Here is a 17,593-nt window from a genome sequence, read left to right on the forward strand (position 1 = left end):
GGATTCATGCCGCCGTCCATGTCGACAGCAGCTCGTTCATCAGTAAGGGTTCGATCTCGCGTGCCCCCGCGCCGCAGCACCGGCTCAGCACGGTGGCCAGCAGATCGTCCGGCAGTCGGCGATCGGTGCCGGCGCGCTGACGGAGTGTTTCGAGCTTGATTCGGGCAATTTCGTACAAGGTGTCGTCGCCGAGCGGGTAGAGCGGCACGACGGTCGAACGGGTCAGCAGCGTAGATCGGAAGCGGTGGCGCAGCGTCAGAAGCAGTGCATTGCCGCTAAGGTTGTCGGCTTCGGCTTCGCAGGTGGCGAGCAAGATCGTGTTGCGAAAGTCGATCTGCAAACCGGAACCGTCCTCGAGCACGCCCTTGTCAAAAACGGCTGATAGGGTTTCGAGCACGTCCGGGTGCGCCTTGTCGATGTCGTCGAGCAGCACCACGCTGAACGGTTTGCGCCGCACCGCTTCGGTCAGCACGCCGCCTGTGCCGTGGCCGACGTAGCCGGGCGGGGCGCCCTTGAGCAGGCTGACGCTGTGCGCTTCCTGGTATTCGGCGAGATTGATCGTGATCAGGTTGCGCTCGCCGCCGTACAGCGCGTCGGCCAAGGCGTAAGCGGTTTCGGTCTTGCCGACGCCGGATGGCCCGACCAGCAGGAAGGCGCCGATCGGTTTCTGCGGGTCGGTCAGTCCGGCACGCCAGGCCTGGATGCGCAGGGCGATGGTGTTCAGCGCCGCTTCCTGGCCGAGTACGCGCTGGCCCATCCGCTGCGCCAGCGTACGGATCGCTTGGGCTTCGTCGTCGAGCATCCGGCCGACCGGCACGCCGGTCCAGTCGGCGATCACGGCGGCGACGTCGCGGACGTCGACATGTTCGGGCACCATTGGTTCGCCGTCGCGAATGTGGTGCAGCTCGCGCTCGAGCCTCGCCTGCTCGGCTGCGGTGGTTTCCAGCCGTTGGTCGAGCTCGGGCGGTACCGCGTCGCCCAGTTCGCGCGCTTCGTCGGCGAGCGCTTCGAATGCAGCGCGGACCTGAAGCAGTGCCTGCACGGTGGCGAGTTCGTGCTGCCAGCGGCTTTGCAGTGTGGTCAGCCGGTCTTGCTGCACAGTGACTTCGGCTTCGAGCAGCAGGATGCGTTCGGTGTGGTCGTGGTCGCCGGCCTGTTCGCGTAGCAAGCGGTTCAGTTCGGTGTGGATCGCAGCCAGACTGCGCTGCGTCGCTTCGACCGGTTGCGGTGTGTCGTACTGGGCCAGCGCGACCCGGGCACAGGCGGTGTCGAGCACCGAGATCGCCTTGTCTGGCAACTGCCGGCTCGACAGATAGCGGTGTGACAGCCGCACCGCGTCGCGGATCGCCGCGTCGAGTACGCGCACGCCGTGGTGCTGTTCGAGCCGGGTTGCGACGGCGCGCAGCATTTCGGTGGCGACCGCTTCGCTCGGTTCGTCGATCCGGATCAGCTGGAAGCGTCGCGCCAGCGCGGCGTCGCGCTCGAAGTACTGCTTGTATTCGCGCCAGGTCGTTGCGGCGACGGTGCGCAACAGCCCGCGCGCCAGTGCCGGCTTGAGCAGGTTGGCGGCGTCGCTCTGGCCTTCGCCGGCGCCGGCACCGATCAGCGTATGTGCTTCGTCGATGAACAGGATGACGTTGGCGGCACGCTGTACCGCGTCGATCACCCGCTTGAGCCGCAGCTCGAACTCGCCCTTGACGCCGGCACCGGCCTGCAACAGCCCGAGGTCGAGCGTGCGTACCGAGACGTCGCGCAACGGCGGTGGCACGTCGCCGCCGGCAACGCGCAGCGCCAGTCCTTCGACGATGGCGGTCTTGCCGACGCCGGGCTCGCCGACGAGGATGGGGTTGTTCTGGCGCCGTCGCAGCAGGATGTCGATGCACTGGCGGATTTCCGCATCGCGGCCGATGATCGGATCGATCAGCCCGGCGCGTGCGTCGGCGGTCAGATCCTGGGTGAACTGCGCAAGTGCAGGGTCGGTCTCGCGGGAGGCGGTTGCGTGCATCGGCGCTTGCTCAGGCGGAACAAAGCCCGCCGGTGCTTCGCTTGAGGCGGCGGCCCAGTGTTGCCATTGATCCCGCAATGACTCGGCGGAAATCGGGCTCAGGCTTGATCCGGGCGCGAGGTGCTGGCGGAAGTCCGAATCGAGCAGCGCAACCATCAGGTCGCCCGAGCGGACGGGCCAGGCGGTATCCGAGCAAAGGGCGGCATGCTGCAGCAGGGCCACGACCGGTTTCGACAGCGCCGGTGTGTAGGTGGTGCCACGCTCGAAGCGCTGGCCGGACCGGTGCAGCTCGTTTGCCAACGTCGTTGGCGCGATGCCAAGCCGGGGCAGAATGGCTGCCAGATCGCCCGATTCGATCGCCATCAGTTCCAGCAGCAGGTGATCGATTTCGACGTGGTACTGGGTCAGTTGCAGGCTGCGCTGCGCCGCGCGTTCGAGCGCGGCGCGGCACGGTGTGTTCAGCCGGTCGATCAGGCTAGTCAGGTCCATGGGGGCTCGTGGCCGTTGGCAGAATGCAGCGACGGGGGCTGGCGTTGCCCTTGTCAGCCAGCCAGGAGGTCCAGCCAAGCCGGACCGGCTCATGCCTGTTCAGGCAAGGGTTCGGGGTCTGGGCCGGCGTGAGGTGCAGAATCACGCGGCAGGCCATGTCGATGCCGAAGTAGAAGCGGGCCAGCGCCATCAGTTCGCGATGCCGTTCGCCGCCGGGAAGGAACGCGGTGTAGATCGGCAGCGGCATCGGGCCGAGGTGAAGGCGGATGCCTGCCTGTTCGTCCCAGATGCGCGAGCCGGCCAGTGCGCCCTGTCCCAGCCGGTTGTTGCTGCCTTGTTGTCCAAGGCGCGTTCTGGCCGAATCGGGGAGCGGGCTCCAGGCGCCATCGAATTGTTCGATGCGGGCCGTGATGCCGAAATGGCCGCGCACGATGGACTGGAAGCCGCTGGCCGAGCGGCGCCGGTTGGCCACGATGGCGGTACGGGCGAGCAGTGCGGCATCGGGGACCTGCTGGCGTCCATGCAGTGCCTTCGGGAGCAGGCCGGCCAGCGCCCGCATGATCTGGTGTGCGGCACTGTGGCTGGGCGCGTCGAACGGCGCAGCAAGGCGGTGCTTTTTCAACGTGCGGTACAGCTGGCCGAGAAGGCGCTGATGGAACAGGTCGAGAAAGGCGGCCGGTGCGTGATCTTTGCGGGCTCGGCGGGCCTGCAACCATTCCTGGTACGCATACGGCAAGGGACCGTCGGGGCCGCCGAGACCAAACAGATGGACCGGCAGGACCGGGCGACTGCCGCCGCCGGCCTGGCCACGCAAGGGACCGAGCGCGCTTGACGGCAGCGACGGCGTCAGCGGTCCGCTGAGTCGGACCGACTCCTGACGTGGGTCGGCACCGTATCCGGGGGGCGTCGATCCGGGGGCCGCACGTTGCAGGATCGCCACCGCCTGCGTGAACTCGAACGCATGCGTTTCATTACGAAGGCGGTCCGCTACAGAATCAGCGGGTCGCCGACCAGCGGTTGCCATGTCTTGATGTCCCTGTCGCGTTCGACCAGCACCGTGCGGACGAAGCGGTTGATGCTGGCGTACTGGGCAAGAAAATGCGCAACGACGCCGGAAAACAGCACCCGGCTTGCGCCGGTGAAATGAACTTCGTCCAGCGTCAATCTCACTTCGAGCCCGTTGCGCCACCCGCGCCAGGCCTGGCGGCCGACGTGGGCCACGGCGCGCCGGGTTTCGAGGTGGGTGATGCCGGCAATCTGGCGTCGTGCGGTCTGACTGTCGTTCAGGTTGTAGAGCGCAAGGATCTCCTGCAGCGCCGCGAGCGGCTGGGTGTCCTCGACCAGCGACAGGTGGTTGAGTGACAGTTGAGAGACCAGCCGCCAGCGCGATGCGCCGGCCAGCGGTGCGCTGGTTTGCGCGCTCGGTTTGGTCAGCAGTCTTGCGCGGGCTACCGGACCGGAACGCTGGAACGAGAGCGGTGTGCCGGCAGGTACGCCTTCAGCCAGCCCGCGGTTGGTGCACAGCAGCTCGGCGGTCAGCGTCCGGTCCGGCGCCTGCTCTGGGGCGAAGTTTGCATCGACCCAGGACAGCAGCATTTCGCTGCCGGAGCGATCGTAGGCGAAGTTGCCGACGCGCCGGGCGTGCCACCACGTTCCCTGATTCTGGGTGCCGTGACTGAATTCGAAATAGGCAGGAATGACCGTGGCGCCGTCGTGCGTGCCGGCACGCACCTGCCGGACCGAATAGATCTCGTGGCTGCGCTCGCGATGGCTGTCGGCTACCAGCCGGTACTCGCTGCGGGTGCTGTCGGGACGAAGCGGTTCTGACGTGCGTGGAAACAGGTTGATGCCCGGGGTGCAACCGAGCGCGATATCGCCTGCGCCGAGATGCAGTCTTTGCGGCGGTGCGCGATCAAAGGCGATGATCAGTTCGAGCTGCTCGGCGGCACGGTCGGGAATCCGGATCGGCAGGTCGAAGAACAGGAATTTGGCCGGGGCGGCGAAGTACTCCAGCAGCAGCCGATAGGCCGGCAGTACGCCATCCTCCAGCGGAAGCAAGGCTTCATCGGCATCGAAGCCGACCGGTCGTGGCGTGCAGCCCGGCAACACCCGGGCAGGCTGGTTCGGGAGCGCGGCAAACATGCCGATCACGTGCGCGCCAAGGAGGTCGTAAAGCGCGGCGGCGTTCATTGGCGTGCCTGCCAGATGAATGCGCAGTGTCTGCAGGGGCAGGGCTGCCCAACTGTGCGGTGCCTGACAGGCGAGCCGCAGGCGGAGTGCCGATCGCGCTTCTGCCAGACCCGTGACCGACTGGGCTTCCTCGGCCGGCAGCAGCATGACATCGGCGACCTCGATCGGCCAGAGCGTGATCGGTGCGGTGCTGCGGAAGTGCAGGCTCTCACCGGCATCGGTCGTGGTGAACAGCGCGGTATCACGCTCGATGACATAACCCTCGGCCAGGTTGCCCTTGGTCGGATCGGGTTCGAACCGGACGATGGCGGTCGAAGGCATCGGCCGCAGTGCGTACGGATACAGCTGTTCCAGCAGCGCATCGGTGAGCTGGGAAAAATCGTCGTCCAGCCGACGCTGCAACCGGGCATTCAGGAAGGCAAAGCCTTCCAGCAGTCGTTCGACGTGCGGATCGGCGCTTTCTTCGGCAGAGACGTCCAGCCGGTGAGCGATTTTCGGATAGCGTGCGGCAAAGTCGCTGCCGGCGTTGCGCAGCCACGCCAGCTCGCGCTGGTAGTAATCCAGCAACAGCGGATCGAGCGAGTCGCTGCTCATGGTGCGGGTGCCACTTCGGGATTGATGAGAATGATCGGCAGCATCTCCGGATGCCCGACCACGCCGCCACTGACCTGCACGCCGAGTCGATGGGCCTGTCCGGCCAGCGGAACCAGCCGGACCTGAGGATCGCGGATGCGAGGCTCGAAACGACGGATCGCTTCGGTCAGCTGGCGTTCGGTGTGCCGTTGTTGTTGTGGCGCCGTCGTGGCAAAAGCGCTCCAGTCGTCGACACCGTAGTCGATCACACTCAAGGCCCCGGTGTTCTGGAGTACTTCGCGGCGGGTGTTCAGCAGACGCGACAACTCTTCGCGGATCGAGCGAACGACGTCATCGACATCGTAGTGCCAGTGCGGCGTGAGATCGTTGTCCTGGTCCGGCGCATCGTCGGACAGGCGCTCGAACAGCGGGGCGCGAAACGGTTTTGCGTGCATCTCGGTCGCGCCCCGTGGAACCGCTTACTTGCCGGCCTTGTTGGCCGCCAGATCCCAGGTCGTTGCCGCCGAGCCTTCCTTGGTGCCGTCGACCTTCTGTGCGGTCAGATCCCACTTGATCTTGGTGAAGTTGATCGACAGCGTTTCCACCGGCTTGCCGCCCGCACCGCCACTGACGCTGACGTTCGAAAGGATCACGTTGTCCAGCGTGTAGGTGATGAACGGCATGATCTTGCCGCTGCTGTCTGCCGCATTGCGGCCGATCGTGATCGTTGCGGTCGCCAGCGGCTTGCCCGAGCAGCAGTACTGGTTCAGCGACGGGGTCGAGCCGTCGACGAATTTGGTGAGCGTGAACTCGCCGATATGCGGTTTGCCCGAGGTCCGTTCGGTATTGCTGACGTCGTTGGTGACCTGCATCGCCACGTTGTGGCTGTAGGACATGACTTCGATCTTGTCCTTGTAGCCTTCGAGTTCGCAGTCGCCCTTGATGTCGCTACCGAGGTCGAGAATGATGGCATCCATTGGAACTTGCTCCGGTTTTGGTATGAGGGCGTGACCCCGAGCGGGTCACGCGGATTCAACAGCGAGGCGCCTTATGCGGCGGCCGGCGGCGGCAGCGATGCCACCAGACGGAGCGACGCGGTCAGTTCTTCGAGCTGGAAATGGGGCCGCAGGAACACGGTAGCCCGGTACGAGCCCGGCTTGCCGGCGACCTCGGTGACATCGACACGTGCCTCACGGAGCGGGTACTGCGCCTTGATTTCCTGCGGGGCGTTGTCGTTGACCAGCACGTAGTCGGCAATCCAGTTGTTCAGGTAGGACTGGACGTTGTCGCGGGTCGCGAAGCTGCCGATCTTGTCGCGCATGATGACCTTGATGTAGTGCGCGAACCGCGAGGCAGCGAGCACATAGGGCAGCATGCCGGAGATGCGGGCGTTGGCGTTGGCTTCCGGCAGGTTGTACAGCTTGGGCTGGTTGGTCGTCTGGCCGCCGAAGAACACCGCGAGGTCGGTGTTCTTCTTGTGGCACAGCGCGATGAAGCCGAGACCGTCGAGTTCCTTTTCGCGGCGGTCGGTGATCGGTACTTCGGTCGGGCATTTCAGCGCCAGGTCGCCGGCTGCAGTCGCGAACGTGTGGGCCGGCAGTCCTTCGACCGCACCGCCGCCTTCGACGCCGCGGATCGCTGCGCACCAGCCGTAGCGGGCATAGGCTTCGGTGATCCGCTGACCCAGCGCCCAGGCCGCGTTGCCCCACAGGTACTGCTTGTTTTCGCTGCCGTTGACGCCTTCGGCGTAATTGATGCCTTCGACCGGTTTGGTGTCCGGGCCGTATGGCAGGCGCAGCAGCACGTGCGGCAGGACCAGCGACACGTAGCGCGAGTCTTCACTGGCACGGAACGAGCGCCACTTGATCAGCTCGGTGCTTTCGAACACCTTGGCCAGATCGCGCGGTTGCGCCAGTTCGGCGAAGCTGCCCATGTCGAACAGACGGGGGCTGGCCGCGGCAACGAACGGTGCGTGCGCCGCAGCGGCGACATTCGAGAGCTTTTCGAGCAGGGCGATGTCCTGCGGATTGCGGCCGAACTCGAAGTCGCCGATCAGCACGCTGAACGGATGGCCGCCGAAGGTGCCGTACTCTTCTTCGTAGATTTTCTTGAACAGTGCGCTCTGGTCGAATTCGACCGCCTTCTCGAGGTCGTTCTGCAGTTCCTTGCGCGAAACGTCGAGCAGGCGCAGTTTCAGCCGCGTGCTGGTTTCGGTGTTCATCACCAGATAGTGCAGGCCGCGCCACGACGCTTCCAGCTGCTGTACGGCCGGGTGATGCAGGATTTCGTCGAGCTGTTTGCCGATCAGGGCATCGATCTGGTCGATGCGGTGATTGATCATGGCCACGGTATCGCCGTCGAGCGCCATGCCTTCGTCGAGGACCTGGGTCGCAAATTCGGCGAGCAGGTTCTTGGCGTAGGCTTTCTGCGTGTCGTCGTGGGCCATCCGGCCATCGGCGATGATCTTGTCGAGCAGCGACAGGGAAACGTTTTGTGCAGCGCTGCCGCTGCTGGCTTGTGCTTCGGGCATGGGCGCGCTCCGTCAGGCTTGCGGTTCAGGGGTGACGTTGGTGTTGTCGACCGGGGTATCGGGCTGGCTCGGCGTGGCGTTGTCCTGTGCCGGCGTAGCGCCGCTGGCCTTGATTTCCTGTAGCCCTTCGGAATTGGCGACCACGTTCTGCAGCAACTGGTCGAGCTGGTCGTTGCCGTCGAGCTTGGTCAGCAGGTCGCGCAGCTTCTGCCGGGCTTCATACAGACGACGCAGCGGTTCGACCTGCTTGACGATGTTGACCGGATCGAAGTCGTCGAAGTGCTTGAACTTGAGCTCGAGGTTGAGTTTGCTGTCGTCGCCGGCAATGGCGTTGTTCACCTGGATGGCCAGGCGCGGCGTGATGGCGTCCAGCACGCCGTTGAAATTGTCGCGGTCGATGTCGACGAAGCGGCGTTCGCCCAGCTTGGCGGGCGCGGTGGCCGGATTGCCGGCCAGATCCGCAAGAATGCCGACAACCAGCGGCAGTTCCTTCTTTTCGATGGCGTTGCCAATTTCCACGTCGTAGGTTATCTGGACGCGTGGCGGGCGGACGCGGTCCAGCTTGTGCTGAGTGCTCTCGGCCATGGTTTCCTCTCGGGTCTGCACAACGTCCGTATCGGAAGGCGTTGTACCTGGGTGATTGCTCGATGTGACATCACGCAATGCCGTGAAATGCAAACGTCATCGACGGCGATTCGTCGGGCGAGCTTAGCCTATGTATCATTGTTTGCAAGTTGTGTTTGGTTTTTGTTGTAAGTGCACTGAATGCAATATGTCGTTGTCTGTGTTTCATCCGCAACGCAGCGCTTGGAGTCATGACATTGGTGTTATAGAGTTGGCGCCAAACAAGAGGCCGATCCATGTTGCGCATTCGGGCTGCGTGCCGTTTTTTCCTGCTTTTGCTGCTGATTGCCGGCCTTTCGGCCTGCGCACTGATGCATCCTGACGTGGCGATGCGCAGTGCCGTCATCGAGGTGGCGCCCGGCGCCAATGACGACACGCCGATTGCTGTCGACTTTCTGGCCGTCGACGATCCTGACTTGTTGAAGACGTTGCTTACGATTTCGTCGTCGCAGTGGTTTGCGGCACGCGAGCAGTACCGGCGTGACTATCCGCAGGCATTGCAGGTCTGGGGACTCGAGGTTGTTCCGGGGCAGCGGCTGGTATTCGAGCGTGTGCCGATTGCCGGCGTGCCGGCGCTGTCGGTGCTGGTGTTTGCCAGTTACGACGCACCGGGTGCGCACCGGCTGCGGCTGGAAGGCGAGCGCGATGTGCGGCTGCGCCTCGATAGTCGCAGCCTGCAGCTGGCCGGCCAGTAACACGCCTCTGACAGTACCGGTGACATGAATCCAACGGGAGTGCCGCTTGAACGAAGTACCTGAAGCCATCTGCTGGCACGAGGGCATGCAGCTGCTGCCGCAGCATTTCCAGCAACAGTCGCTGCGGGCCGAATCGCTGGCTGCGCGTCACGCCGCGTCGGCGCATCCGTGGTTCTGGGGCGTGCATGCCGTCGAGATCGACGAGTCCGCGCTGCGGGCGGGCGTCGTGCGCATCCTGGCACTCGAGGCGGTATTGCCCGACGGGCTGCTGATCGGTTTCGATGCCGGTTCGCGCCCGTCGCTCGAACTCGATGTCGGCGCGTTGATCGCGGCATCGTCCCGTCACGCCGAAATGGTCTTTGTCGCCGTTGCACCGCTCTGGCGCGGTGGCCGCCTGGACCCGCGCGGGAGCCGTTTCGTGTCGGTGCATGGCGAAGCAGTGCCCGATCTGGCCGGCGGTGAATCACCGGAGGCGCTGATGCTGTGGCGGCCCGATGTCAGACTGGTGACCGAAGATACGCGCGCCGATCTCGTCTGCATTCCGCTGTTGCGGATCGAGCAGCAGGGAGGCGGTTTTGCCAGCTTGCCGTACGTTGCGCCCACGCCGAGGCTGCTGCCCGAGTCGCTGCTGGGCCGCAAGGTGGCGGGCCTGTGCGCACGTGTCCGAGAGAAGTGCGTCTACCTTTCCGGGCGGGTCCGTGCCGCGCAGCAGGCCGGGCGTGACGAGGAGCTGCCGGAGCTGAGCCGGCAACTGCGTTCGCTCTGGTCGCGCCTGCCGGAAATCGAAGCCGCGTTGTCGAGCCGGATCGCCCATCCTGCACAGCTTCATCAGTTGCTGGCCGGCATGGCGGGTGCCGTTGCGACGCTTGATCCCGCCGCCGGGGTGCCTGCGTTCCGGCCGCTGGATTACTGCGAACTGCTTGGGTGTTTTGAGGAACTTACCAATTGGCTTGAATCGGCACTCGATCGGGTCAAGACGGGCTACCGGACGATTCCGTTCGCCCGGGACGCCGTCGGCTTCTGGCTTGATCTGGCCGAATGGCCGCTTGCGGCGAAGCCGATCATCGGTCTGCGCATGCCGAATGGCAGCGGCGAGCACGATGCCAGCGCCTGGCTGCAGCAGTCGATCGTGGCTTCGGATGCCTACGTTGCTACGCTGTTCAAGCAGCGCATGCGGGGGCTGGCTTGGCAGCCGATGGACCAGTCCGCCGCGTCGTCGTACAGCGTACCCGGCGACATGCGACTGGTGGTGCTGGATACAGACAGCGAATGGTTCGACCGGGGCGCACGCCTTCGCCTGACCGGGCCCGCCGGCAATGCGATTCCGGCACCCTGGGAAGTCGTGCTGTTTGTGCCGGCCGAGGAGCAGTGATGCGCGATGCCGTTCGCCTGCCACCGGCCCTGCTCCGGGACGCGCCACTGAGCCCGGTGTTCGAGTCGAGCTGGAGCGAGTGGCTGGAACAATGGCAAGAGATCCGCATGCGCGCGCAGCCGGGAGAGCTGCTCGCCGCCGAAGCGGTCGAGATTGCCAGTGCGCTGACGCGCCGTCTTGCCCGGGTGGCGTTGTCCAGAACCGGCAATGCCGGTCAGCGGCAGGTCGACATCATGCAGTTTGCCTTTGTCGCGCTGATCGACGAATCGTTGCTGTTCGACGACTGGCCGGGGCAGGCCGCCTGGCAGTCGGCACCGCTCGAGTTGCGCCTGTTCGGTTCGCGGACCGCCGGCGAACAGGTGCCTGCGGAGATTGGGCAACTGTTGCAGGAGCGCGATCCGGCCACGCGCGATTTGGCCAATGTGCTGCTGCAGGTCCTGCTGTTGGGGTTCTACGGCCGCCTGCGCAGCGGCGAGGGCAGGGCCGTTCACGAGAGCTGGCGGCGGTCGCTGTTCGAGTTTGCCTGGGGGCGTCCGCCGGACGAACTGGCCATGGCAGCCGATCTGGAAAGACCGGCCGCGGTCACGCCGTTGCGGATTGCGGCCCGGCGCATGCTGCCGGACGGGGCACGTCTCGGACTGATTTGCGCGGGGCTGTTTGCGACGATGCTGCTGGTCGGTCATCTGTTCTGGATGAGCATTTCGGCGGGTGTTGAAGCGGGGTTACCCGCGGCGCCGGCGGCGGAGGGACAGCCGTGAGTATCGTCTGGCTGTTGCTTGTGCTCGGCCTGCTGGCGATGGTAGCGCTGGCATGGTGGTTGTGGCGGCAGCGCGACAGCGCCATCGGCGGCTTTCGCAGCATCCTGGCGCGGATCGAAACCGAGATGGGCTGGCGCGACCGCTACCAGACGCCGTGGGTCCTGCTGGCGGGGGCGGATGCGGAAACCGAACAGGCATTGTGTGCCGCTTGGGGCCTGCGCGCCGGTAGCGAACGTCGCTGGTATGGCCGCTGGTGGTCCGGCACCGACGGACTGGTGCTAGCGGCACCGGAAGGTGTCATCGACGCTGCCGATGGCCCGGTCTCGGTGCTCGGCGTGTGGCACCGGCTTGCCGGCGCCCTGTTGCGTGCCCGTGGTGGCCGTCCGCTGGACGCCGTGATCTGGGCCGTTCCGCTGGAGACCCTGCTGTCGCCCGAGGTGGCAGCACGGTCCGCGGCGAACGCTACGCAACGCCTGACCGATTTGCAGCAGCGATTGGGGCTGAGCCTGCCGGTATACCTGCTGGTCACCGGTATCGAACGTCTCCCCGGCATGCTCGAACTGGCCGACCGTCTGCCGCCCCAGAGCAGGGAGGTGATGCTCGGCTGGTCATCGCCGTTTGCACTGGGTACGGCATGGAATGGCGACTGGACCGAGATGGCGCTGGAGCGGGTTCGGGCGACGCTGACAGCGGCGGTCGCCGAAGCCGGTGCGCTTGGTGCAACCGTCGAGCCTGCACTGTTCCTGCTTCCTGGTCAGATCGACGCGATGCGCGACGCCTTGCGCACGCTGTGCGATCCGGTTTTCCGTGGCAATGCCAGCGGTGAAGCGGCCGTTTTTCGCGGTGTCTATCTGGCGGGTGCCATCCGGCACGGCCCGGTCGACGATTTCGCCGAAGCACAGGGCGATGCAGACACAGCGACGCCGCTGTTTGCCGCACGTCTGTTGCGGCAGCGCGTACTGGCCGAGCAGGGTCTGGCCCGAACCTTGCCGCGTGCGCTGGTTTTGCGGCAGCGCGGCCATCGCATCGTCAAGATCGTGGCCATGCTGGTGGCGCTGATCTGGTTCGGCGGCATGGTGTGGGTCTGGCATGGCGCGCAGCGCGATCTGCTCCGCTTGTCCGGATTCGACGCGCGGATGGCGGCGGCCGCCGCCGGCAAGCTGGCCGGCAGCGAGGACGATCTGGCCCGCCAGCGCATCGGTGCGTGGTGGCAGGTTTCTGCTGCCGTCCCGCGCTGGCATTTCGAGACCGCCTGGTTGCCGACATCGCTGCTGTCGGGGCTGGACGGGACGGTTTCTGCCGCCGTCAACCGGACTGCGAACCGCTACCTGATCACCCCCTTGCAGGCCGGTCTGCAGCGGCAGTCGCAAAAGCTGCTGGTTACGCCGGAGCTCGCTGATGCCGGCGGGGTGTCGCCGGAAGGCTGGACCGAATACCTGCAGGCACAACGTCTGGTCCGGCAAATGACCCGACTCGAGCGCGAGACGGCTCGCTATGCCGGGCTGCGCGGACCGGCGCCGCTGGATAGCGCCGCTGCGCTCTCGGAGATGCTTTTCCAGCTGAAACCGGTCGAAAAAGTCCCGACCCGGCTTGAGCTTGACCGCATCCTTGCCGGCGGCGCCGCGCTGCCTCCGGCCCGGATTGCGAACCTCAAGCCGGCCGCCGGGCGCCTGTTTGCCGCGCAGATCACCGCCTGGCTGGACCGGCTGTACGATGACGAGAGCTTCGGCCAGGCGGCTGCCGCGGTACAACTCAAGCTGCAAAGGCTGGCTGCCGGGCAAGCATTGCCGGTGGCGGAGCTCGCCTCGCTGAGCGACCGCATCGCCCTGCTCAAGCGCCTGGTATCGACCAGCGACGTTGCCTGGCGGCCGGGCGGGCGGCAGGAGCCGGTCCCCGGCTACGGTGCGCTGATGAACGAGGCACAACATGCCGGGCTGATCGACGCCGCCGGCATCGCCACGCTGGCGCGTTACGCCGATACCGCCCGGACTGGTTTTACCTCGCGCTGGCTTTCCGGCGGGCAGGGTGACAACGAGCTGCTGCAGCAAACCGCCAAGTCCTTGCAGGTGTCGGCCGATGCAGCTCAGACCGGTGACGTGCTCGCATTGCTGCTGGCACAGGATTTCGTTGCCCTGCCGCGTGCCGCCGGCACGGTCGTTTCTCCCGGCAGTCGCGGTCCGGTGGCCGCACTGGCCTACTACGCCTCCTATCAGGTCTTTCAGCCGCAGAGTACCAAGACACCGCCACGTTACTTGGCGGGGGTGCAGGCCTCGACCAGGCAGGCTGCGGCACAGGCGATGTGGGATGCCGTGTCGACGGTCAGCGACAGCGTGGACGGCGGGTTCGCGTTGCGTACCGGTGCGCAGTCGGCAGCCGACCTTGCCGCCGCGTTCGACACGCTGGGCCGGCATGATCTGGCGACCGGGTGGATGGCCAGGGTCGACAAGGTGGCGTTGACCGAATTGCGCCGCGCCAATGCGCGCGTCGACGATCTGGCGCTGTATCAACCCCTGCATGGCACCTTTTCGTGGTGGGACGGTAGCAGGAACGCCAGCCTCAAGGCGTGGCGGGTGTCGTCGCCTCAGGATCTGCAGCAGTACCTCGACGGCCAGCTCGAGGCTCTGGCAGGCATTTCGGCCGGCGTGGCGCCGGCGGTCGGCTGGCTGGACGCGCATGCCGATCAGCTGTCGATGTCCGACGCGCAATTGCTGGCACGCTGGCGCAGCCTGGCGTTGCAGTTGCAGCAATACAAGGAAAAGAACAGCACCAGTGCACCGGCACTGCTGAACCAGCTGATCGGCAAGGATCTCAACGAGATGGATGTCGGCAACTGCGCCAGCGTGCTGGCCAATGCCGGCATTCCGCGTGGCGACAACCTGCTGACCGATCGCGCGCGTGCCCTGGTTCGGGTCGCCGGAGACCGTTGCAACGGCTTGCGGACCCAGGCCGCCGCAACGGCGTGGGAGAAGCTCAGCAACTACTATCTGCAATATCTCGCCGGCCGCTTCCCGTTTGCCGACCTGTCGGCCAGGGCCGACGCCGATCCGGAGCGTGTGGGAGACCTGTTCCGGCTGTTCGACGAAAACCAGGCGATCATCAATGCCGGCCTGCAGGGCAATGACGCACAGTCGGCGCCGGCCGCCCGTGCCTTCATGCTGCGGATGCAGGCCGCCCGCGGCTGGTTGCAGCCCTTGCTGGCCAGAGAGCCCGGCAGCGGTGCGTCGGGCCTCGAAGTCGACGTGACGTGGCGGACCGACCGCAACCTGGAGTCCGGTGCCGATCAGGTCATCGACTGGAGCCTGAGCAGCGGTACCTTGCGTTTGCGTTACCCGAGCGCCGACAAGACCCGCCTGCGCTGGCGCACCGGCCAGCCCGCAACGCTGGCCCTGCGCTGGGCCAAGGATGCGCCGGACTCGCCGCAAGGAGACGTACATCAATCTGCACTGGCGGTCGGTGATCGCGTGGTGCAGTGGGATTACACCGGCACCTGGTCGCTGTTGCGTCTGCTGCGGGCCCATGCGGCGTCGGCCCCCACCGTGGGCGATGACGACCCGTCGCTGCCGCTGCTGCTGACCGTACCGGTGGCGTCGGAGCAGGGCAAGCTCAGCCGGGCAAAGCTGTTTGTCCGCGTCTCGCTGCTGACGCTTGGCGGCAAGACGCCGCTGCTGGTATCGCCGCTGCCGGTCAGCGTGCCGCCGTCGCCGTTCCGCGCCATCACGCTGTCGCAGTCCGAACCGAAATCGCAGCAACTTGCACTTCAATGAGCCCGCAGAACATGCCGATCACGACCGATTTCGATGCGCTGATTCCGACCCTGCTGCAAGCCGTGTCGGCCGACCAGCCTTGCGGCATTTCGCTGCGGCACGAGCCCGAGTACGACCTGATCCTGGAAGCCCGCCGGCAGGACGACCCGAGTCTGCCGGTCGGCATCTGGCAGAGCGGAATCAAGAGCGCCGACTGGCAGCGGGTCGAACAGCTGTGTTGCGAGGCATTGCAGCAGCGCAGCAAGGACCTGATGCTGGTGGCGTGGCTGAGCGAGGCCTGGATTGGCCGCTACGGTTTGCCCGGCTGGATCAAGGGAATCGAGCTCCTGAATGCGTTGTGCGACCGCTACTGGCCGGACCTGTATCCGCTGGCGGTCGACGGCGACGAGTCGTGGCGGACGGCGCCGCTCGAGCTGATGCTGCGTACGCTGGCCGAATCGTTGCGCTTTCGCGTACCGCTGCTCGACAGCGAGCCGGAAGTCACGCTCGGCAGCTATCAGGGGTGGTTGCGTCAGAGCGTGAGCGGCGGCGACAGCCGTCCGGGCAAGGAGTCCGCCGCACTCGCCGCCAAAGCCCTTGAACGCTTTCACGGTGCCGTGCGATCGGGCTCGCCGGCCCGGCTGCGGCGTCTGGCGCAGGACCTGACCGGTGCGAAGGTGACACTGGGGGCACTTGAAGCTGCGTGTGACCTGCGCATGCGCAACGATGCACCGTCCTTCGGCGCGACCGTGCGGACGCTGGACGACGTGCTGCAGGTGCTGAATTCGCTGGACGACGTGTTGCCGTGGAAGACCGGTGCCGTAAACGAGGAGATGGCTGTGGCCGATCAAACCCCAATGGATCCGGCGCATCCGGCCGAAGTGTCGATCGCGACCGCCCAGGGCGTGGTCAACGGTCGCGAGGATGCGTATCGGCAATTGCAGCAGATCGCCGCCTATCTGGCCAGGGTGGAGCCGCACAGCCCGGTGCCCTACCTGATCAACCGGGCCGTCGAGTGGGGCAAGCGCCCGCTGCCGGACCTGTTGACCGAACTGATTGCCGGCGATGCCGAGGCGCGGCGGGTCTGGTCGCTGATCGGCGTGCTGCCCTGACCGCACCTGCGGATTTGTCGGTTTTCGCGATGCGGCTTGCCGGCCGGAAGCCGCATTGATCAGCCCGCTGGGCCGGATGATCAGGGGAAGAGCCTGCCGGCGGACTCGAGATCCAGCAGGAACCGTTTTGCCCGGAGCCCGCCGGCGAAACCGGTCAGCTGTCCCGAAGTGGCAATCACCCGGTGGCAGGGCGCGACGATAGACAGCGGATTGCGGCCGTTGGCCGCACCGACCGCGCGCACCGCCCGCACGTTGCCGATCTGTGTGGCAATGTCGAGATAGCTTCGGGTTTCGCCGAAGGGAATCGTCAGCAAGGCGGCCCAGACCTGCTGCTGGAATGCCGTGCCTGCGAAACGCAGCGGCAACGCGAACCGGGTGCGCTGACCGGCAAAGTACTCGCCGAGCTGGCGTGCGGTCTCCATCAGGATGGCGTTGCCCGCCGATTCGCTCATGGCACCAGGCGAGACCCGGCCGGGCCTGTCGTTTTCCCACAGGATGGCAACGAGGGCCGCGTCGTCGGCAACGAGCTTGAGCTTGCCGAGTGGCGAGTCGAAGTTGGCGTACTGGTTCGGCATGGGCATTCCGGTGAGGTCGATGTTCGTCAGCGCGAGCGATCCGCTGACGCGCCGGTTATGACTGGCGCGAGGCATGCATGGACTTTACCGCAGCAGGCCCGGTGTCGTGGTGCCTGCCGCAATGCCCTGCAACGATTCGACGACCTCATGCGGCTGGCGTATGGTGCGAATCATGGATGGCCTGTTTCCCCTGAGTCTGCGCAGTTACGGTGCCGGTGGCGCTTCGCACCAGCACGCGCACGTCCAGCTCGTTCTGCCGGTGCTGGGCCGGCTTGAAATCGAAGTCGGCGGTGTGGGCGGACGGCTGGATATCGCCAAAGGCGCTTTTGTAGCGCCCGAAACCGCGCATGCACAATCGGCCGATGGCCAGAACCGCTTTTTGATCCTCGATTGCGACGTGACCGATCTGGGGGACGACGCGGTCGAACGGCTGCGGCGACAGACCTTCATCCCCATTTCGACCGCGATGCGAAGGCTGATCGAGTTCATTGATCTGGCCAGTCATGACCGGCACGTGCCGGCGGCCGTGGCCCGGCACGGCCTGCCCCTGCTGCTGGCATCGCTGGCGCCGGCGGATTCGTCACCGCGCCGTTTCGATGCCTTGCGGAGCCGGGTGGAATCGGCCCCGGGCGAGGAGTGGAGCGTGGCGCGGATGGCGGCAGAGGCGAACCTGAGTGCGAGCCGGCTGCATGCGCTGTTCCGTGCCGAGACCGGAGAGACGCCACAGGCCTGGCTGTCCGGGGTGCGTCTGCGGGCGGTGCAGGACGCGCTGATCGGCACCAGCCGGCCGATTGCGGTGCTGGCGCAGGAGGCCGGCTATGCCGATCAGAGTGCATTGACGCGGGCGATGCGTCTGGCCACCGGTGAAACCCCCGCCGCCTACCGAAAACGCTACCGGAAGTAGTTCCGGTACAAAATACGCGATTT

Annotated in this window: 14 protein-coding genes; 6 read left to right on the top strand and 8 right to left on the bottom strand. The window is 65.9% G+C overall.

Annotated elements, in window-relative coordinates:
- Window positions 1-4 precede the first annotated feature (4 nt).
- The 7 genes from tssH to tssB form a co-directional block, all read right to left on the bottom strand.
- Window positions 5-2,494 (bottom strand): type VI secretion system ATPase TssH, encoded by a 2,490-nt coding sequence (gene tssH, locus IE097_RS01445; RefSeq protein ID WP_189458358.1) that lies wholly within the window; start codon window positions 2,492-2,494, stop codon window positions 5-7.
- Window positions 2,481-3,518: a type VI secretion system baseplate subunit TssG gene (tssG, locus tag IE097_RS01450; RefSeq protein ID WP_268247074.1), complete on the bottom strand. Its 1,038-nt coding sequence runs from the start codon at window positions 3,516-3,518 to the stop codon at window positions 2,481-2,483. The genes tssH and tssG overlap by 14 nt, the downstream gene beginning before the upstream one ends.
- A complete protein-coding gene (tssF, locus tag IE097_RS01455) occupies window positions 3,482-5,278 on the bottom strand; it encodes a type VI secretion system baseplate subunit TssF (protein ID WP_189458360.1) in 1,797 nt (598 codons plus the stop codon). The genes tssG and tssF overlap by 37 nt, the downstream gene beginning before the upstream one ends.
- Window positions 5,275-5,712 (bottom strand): type VI secretion system baseplate subunit TssE, encoded by a 438-nt coding sequence (gene tssE / locus IE097_RS01460; RefSeq protein WP_189458361.1) that lies wholly within the window; start codon window positions 5,710-5,712, stop codon window positions 5,275-5,277. Before tssE ends, tssF begins: the two co-directional genes overlap by 4 nt.
- A gap of 24 nt (window positions 5,713-5,736) precedes the next feature.
- Complete coding sequence (locus tag IE097_RS01465; protein ID WP_189458362.1) at window positions 5,737-6,234, bottom strand: Hcp family type VI secretion system effector; 498 nt, start codon at window positions 6,232-6,234, stop codon at window positions 5,737-5,739.
- Window positions 6,235-6,305: 71 nt separating this feature from the next.
- Complete coding sequence (gene tssC, locus IE097_RS01470; RefSeq protein ID WP_189458363.1) at window positions 6,306-7,787, bottom strand: type VI secretion system contractile sheath large subunit; 1,482 nt, start codon at window positions 7,785-7,787, stop codon at window positions 6,306-6,308.
- A gap of 12 nt (window positions 7,788-7,799) precedes the next feature.
- Window positions 7,800-8,372, bottom strand: a complete 573-nt coding sequence (gene tssB / locus IE097_RS01475; RefSeq protein ID WP_189458364.1) for a type VI secretion system contractile sheath small subunit — start codon at window positions 8,370-8,372, stop codon at window positions 7,800-7,802.
- A gap of 275 nt (window positions 8,373-8,647) precedes the next feature.
- Between tssB and IE097_RS01480 the strand changes: the two genes are divergently transcribed.
- The 5 genes from IE097_RS01480 to tssA are packed head-to-tail and all read left to right on the top strand — an operon-like array spanning window position 8,648 to window position 16,091.
- Window positions 8,648-9,106, top strand: a complete 459-nt coding sequence (locus IE097_RS01480; RefSeq protein ID WP_189458365.1) for a type VI secretion protein — start codon at window positions 8,648-8,650, stop codon at window positions 9,104-9,106.
- A gap of 46 nt (window positions 9,107-9,152) precedes the next feature.
- The gene (tssK, locus tag IE097_RS01485) at window positions 9,153-10,478 is read left to right on the top strand and encodes a type VI secretion system baseplate subunit TssK (protein WP_189458366.1); all 1,326 of its coding nucleotides are present in this window, start codon (window positions 9,153-9,155) and stop codon (window positions 10,476-10,478) included.
- A complete protein-coding gene (locus tag IE097_RS01490; protein WP_189458367.1) occupies window positions 10,478-11,236 on the top strand; it encodes a DotU/TssL family secretion system protein in 759 nt (252 codons plus the stop codon). The genes tssK and IE097_RS01490 overlap by 1 nt, the downstream gene beginning before the upstream one ends.
- Complete coding sequence (locus IE097_RS01495; RefSeq protein WP_189458368.1) at window positions 11,233-15,000, top strand: type VI secretion protein IcmF/TssM N-terminal domain-containing protein; 3,768 nt, start codon at window positions 11,233-11,235, stop codon at window positions 14,998-15,000. The genes IE097_RS01490 and IE097_RS01495 overlap by 4 nt, the downstream gene beginning before the upstream one ends.
- Before the next feature lie 11 nt (window positions 15,001-15,011).
- A complete protein-coding gene (tssA, locus tag IE097_RS01500) occupies window positions 15,012-16,091 on the top strand; it encodes a type VI secretion system protein TssA (RefSeq protein WP_189458369.1) in 1,080 nt (359 codons plus the stop codon).
- 80 nt (window positions 16,092-16,171) lie between these two features.
- Here the strand turns inward: tssA and IE097_RS01505 are convergent, their stop codons facing one another.
- Window positions 16,172-16,666, bottom strand: coding sequence for a methylated-DNA--[protein]-cysteine S-methyltransferase (locus IE097_RS01505; protein WP_189458370.1), 495 nt, complete (start codon window positions 16,664-16,666; stop codon window positions 16,172-16,174).
- Between the two features lie 172 nt (window positions 16,667-16,838).
- Here IE097_RS01505 and IE097_RS01510 point away from each other — a divergent pair, with 172 nt between their 5' ends.
- Window positions 16,839-17,570: a helix-turn-helix domain-containing protein gene (locus IE097_RS01510; RefSeq protein ID WP_189458371.1), complete on the top strand. Its 732-nt coding sequence runs from the start codon at window positions 16,839-16,841 to the stop codon at window positions 17,568-17,570.
- Window positions 17,571-17,593: the final 23 nt, after the last annotated feature.

The sequence above is a fragment of the Jeongeupia chitinilytica genome (assembly GCF_014652315.1).
Taxonomy (GTDB): domain Bacteria; phylum Pseudomonadota; class Gammaproteobacteria; order Burkholderiales; family Chitinibacteraceae; genus Jeongeupia; species Jeongeupia chitinilytica.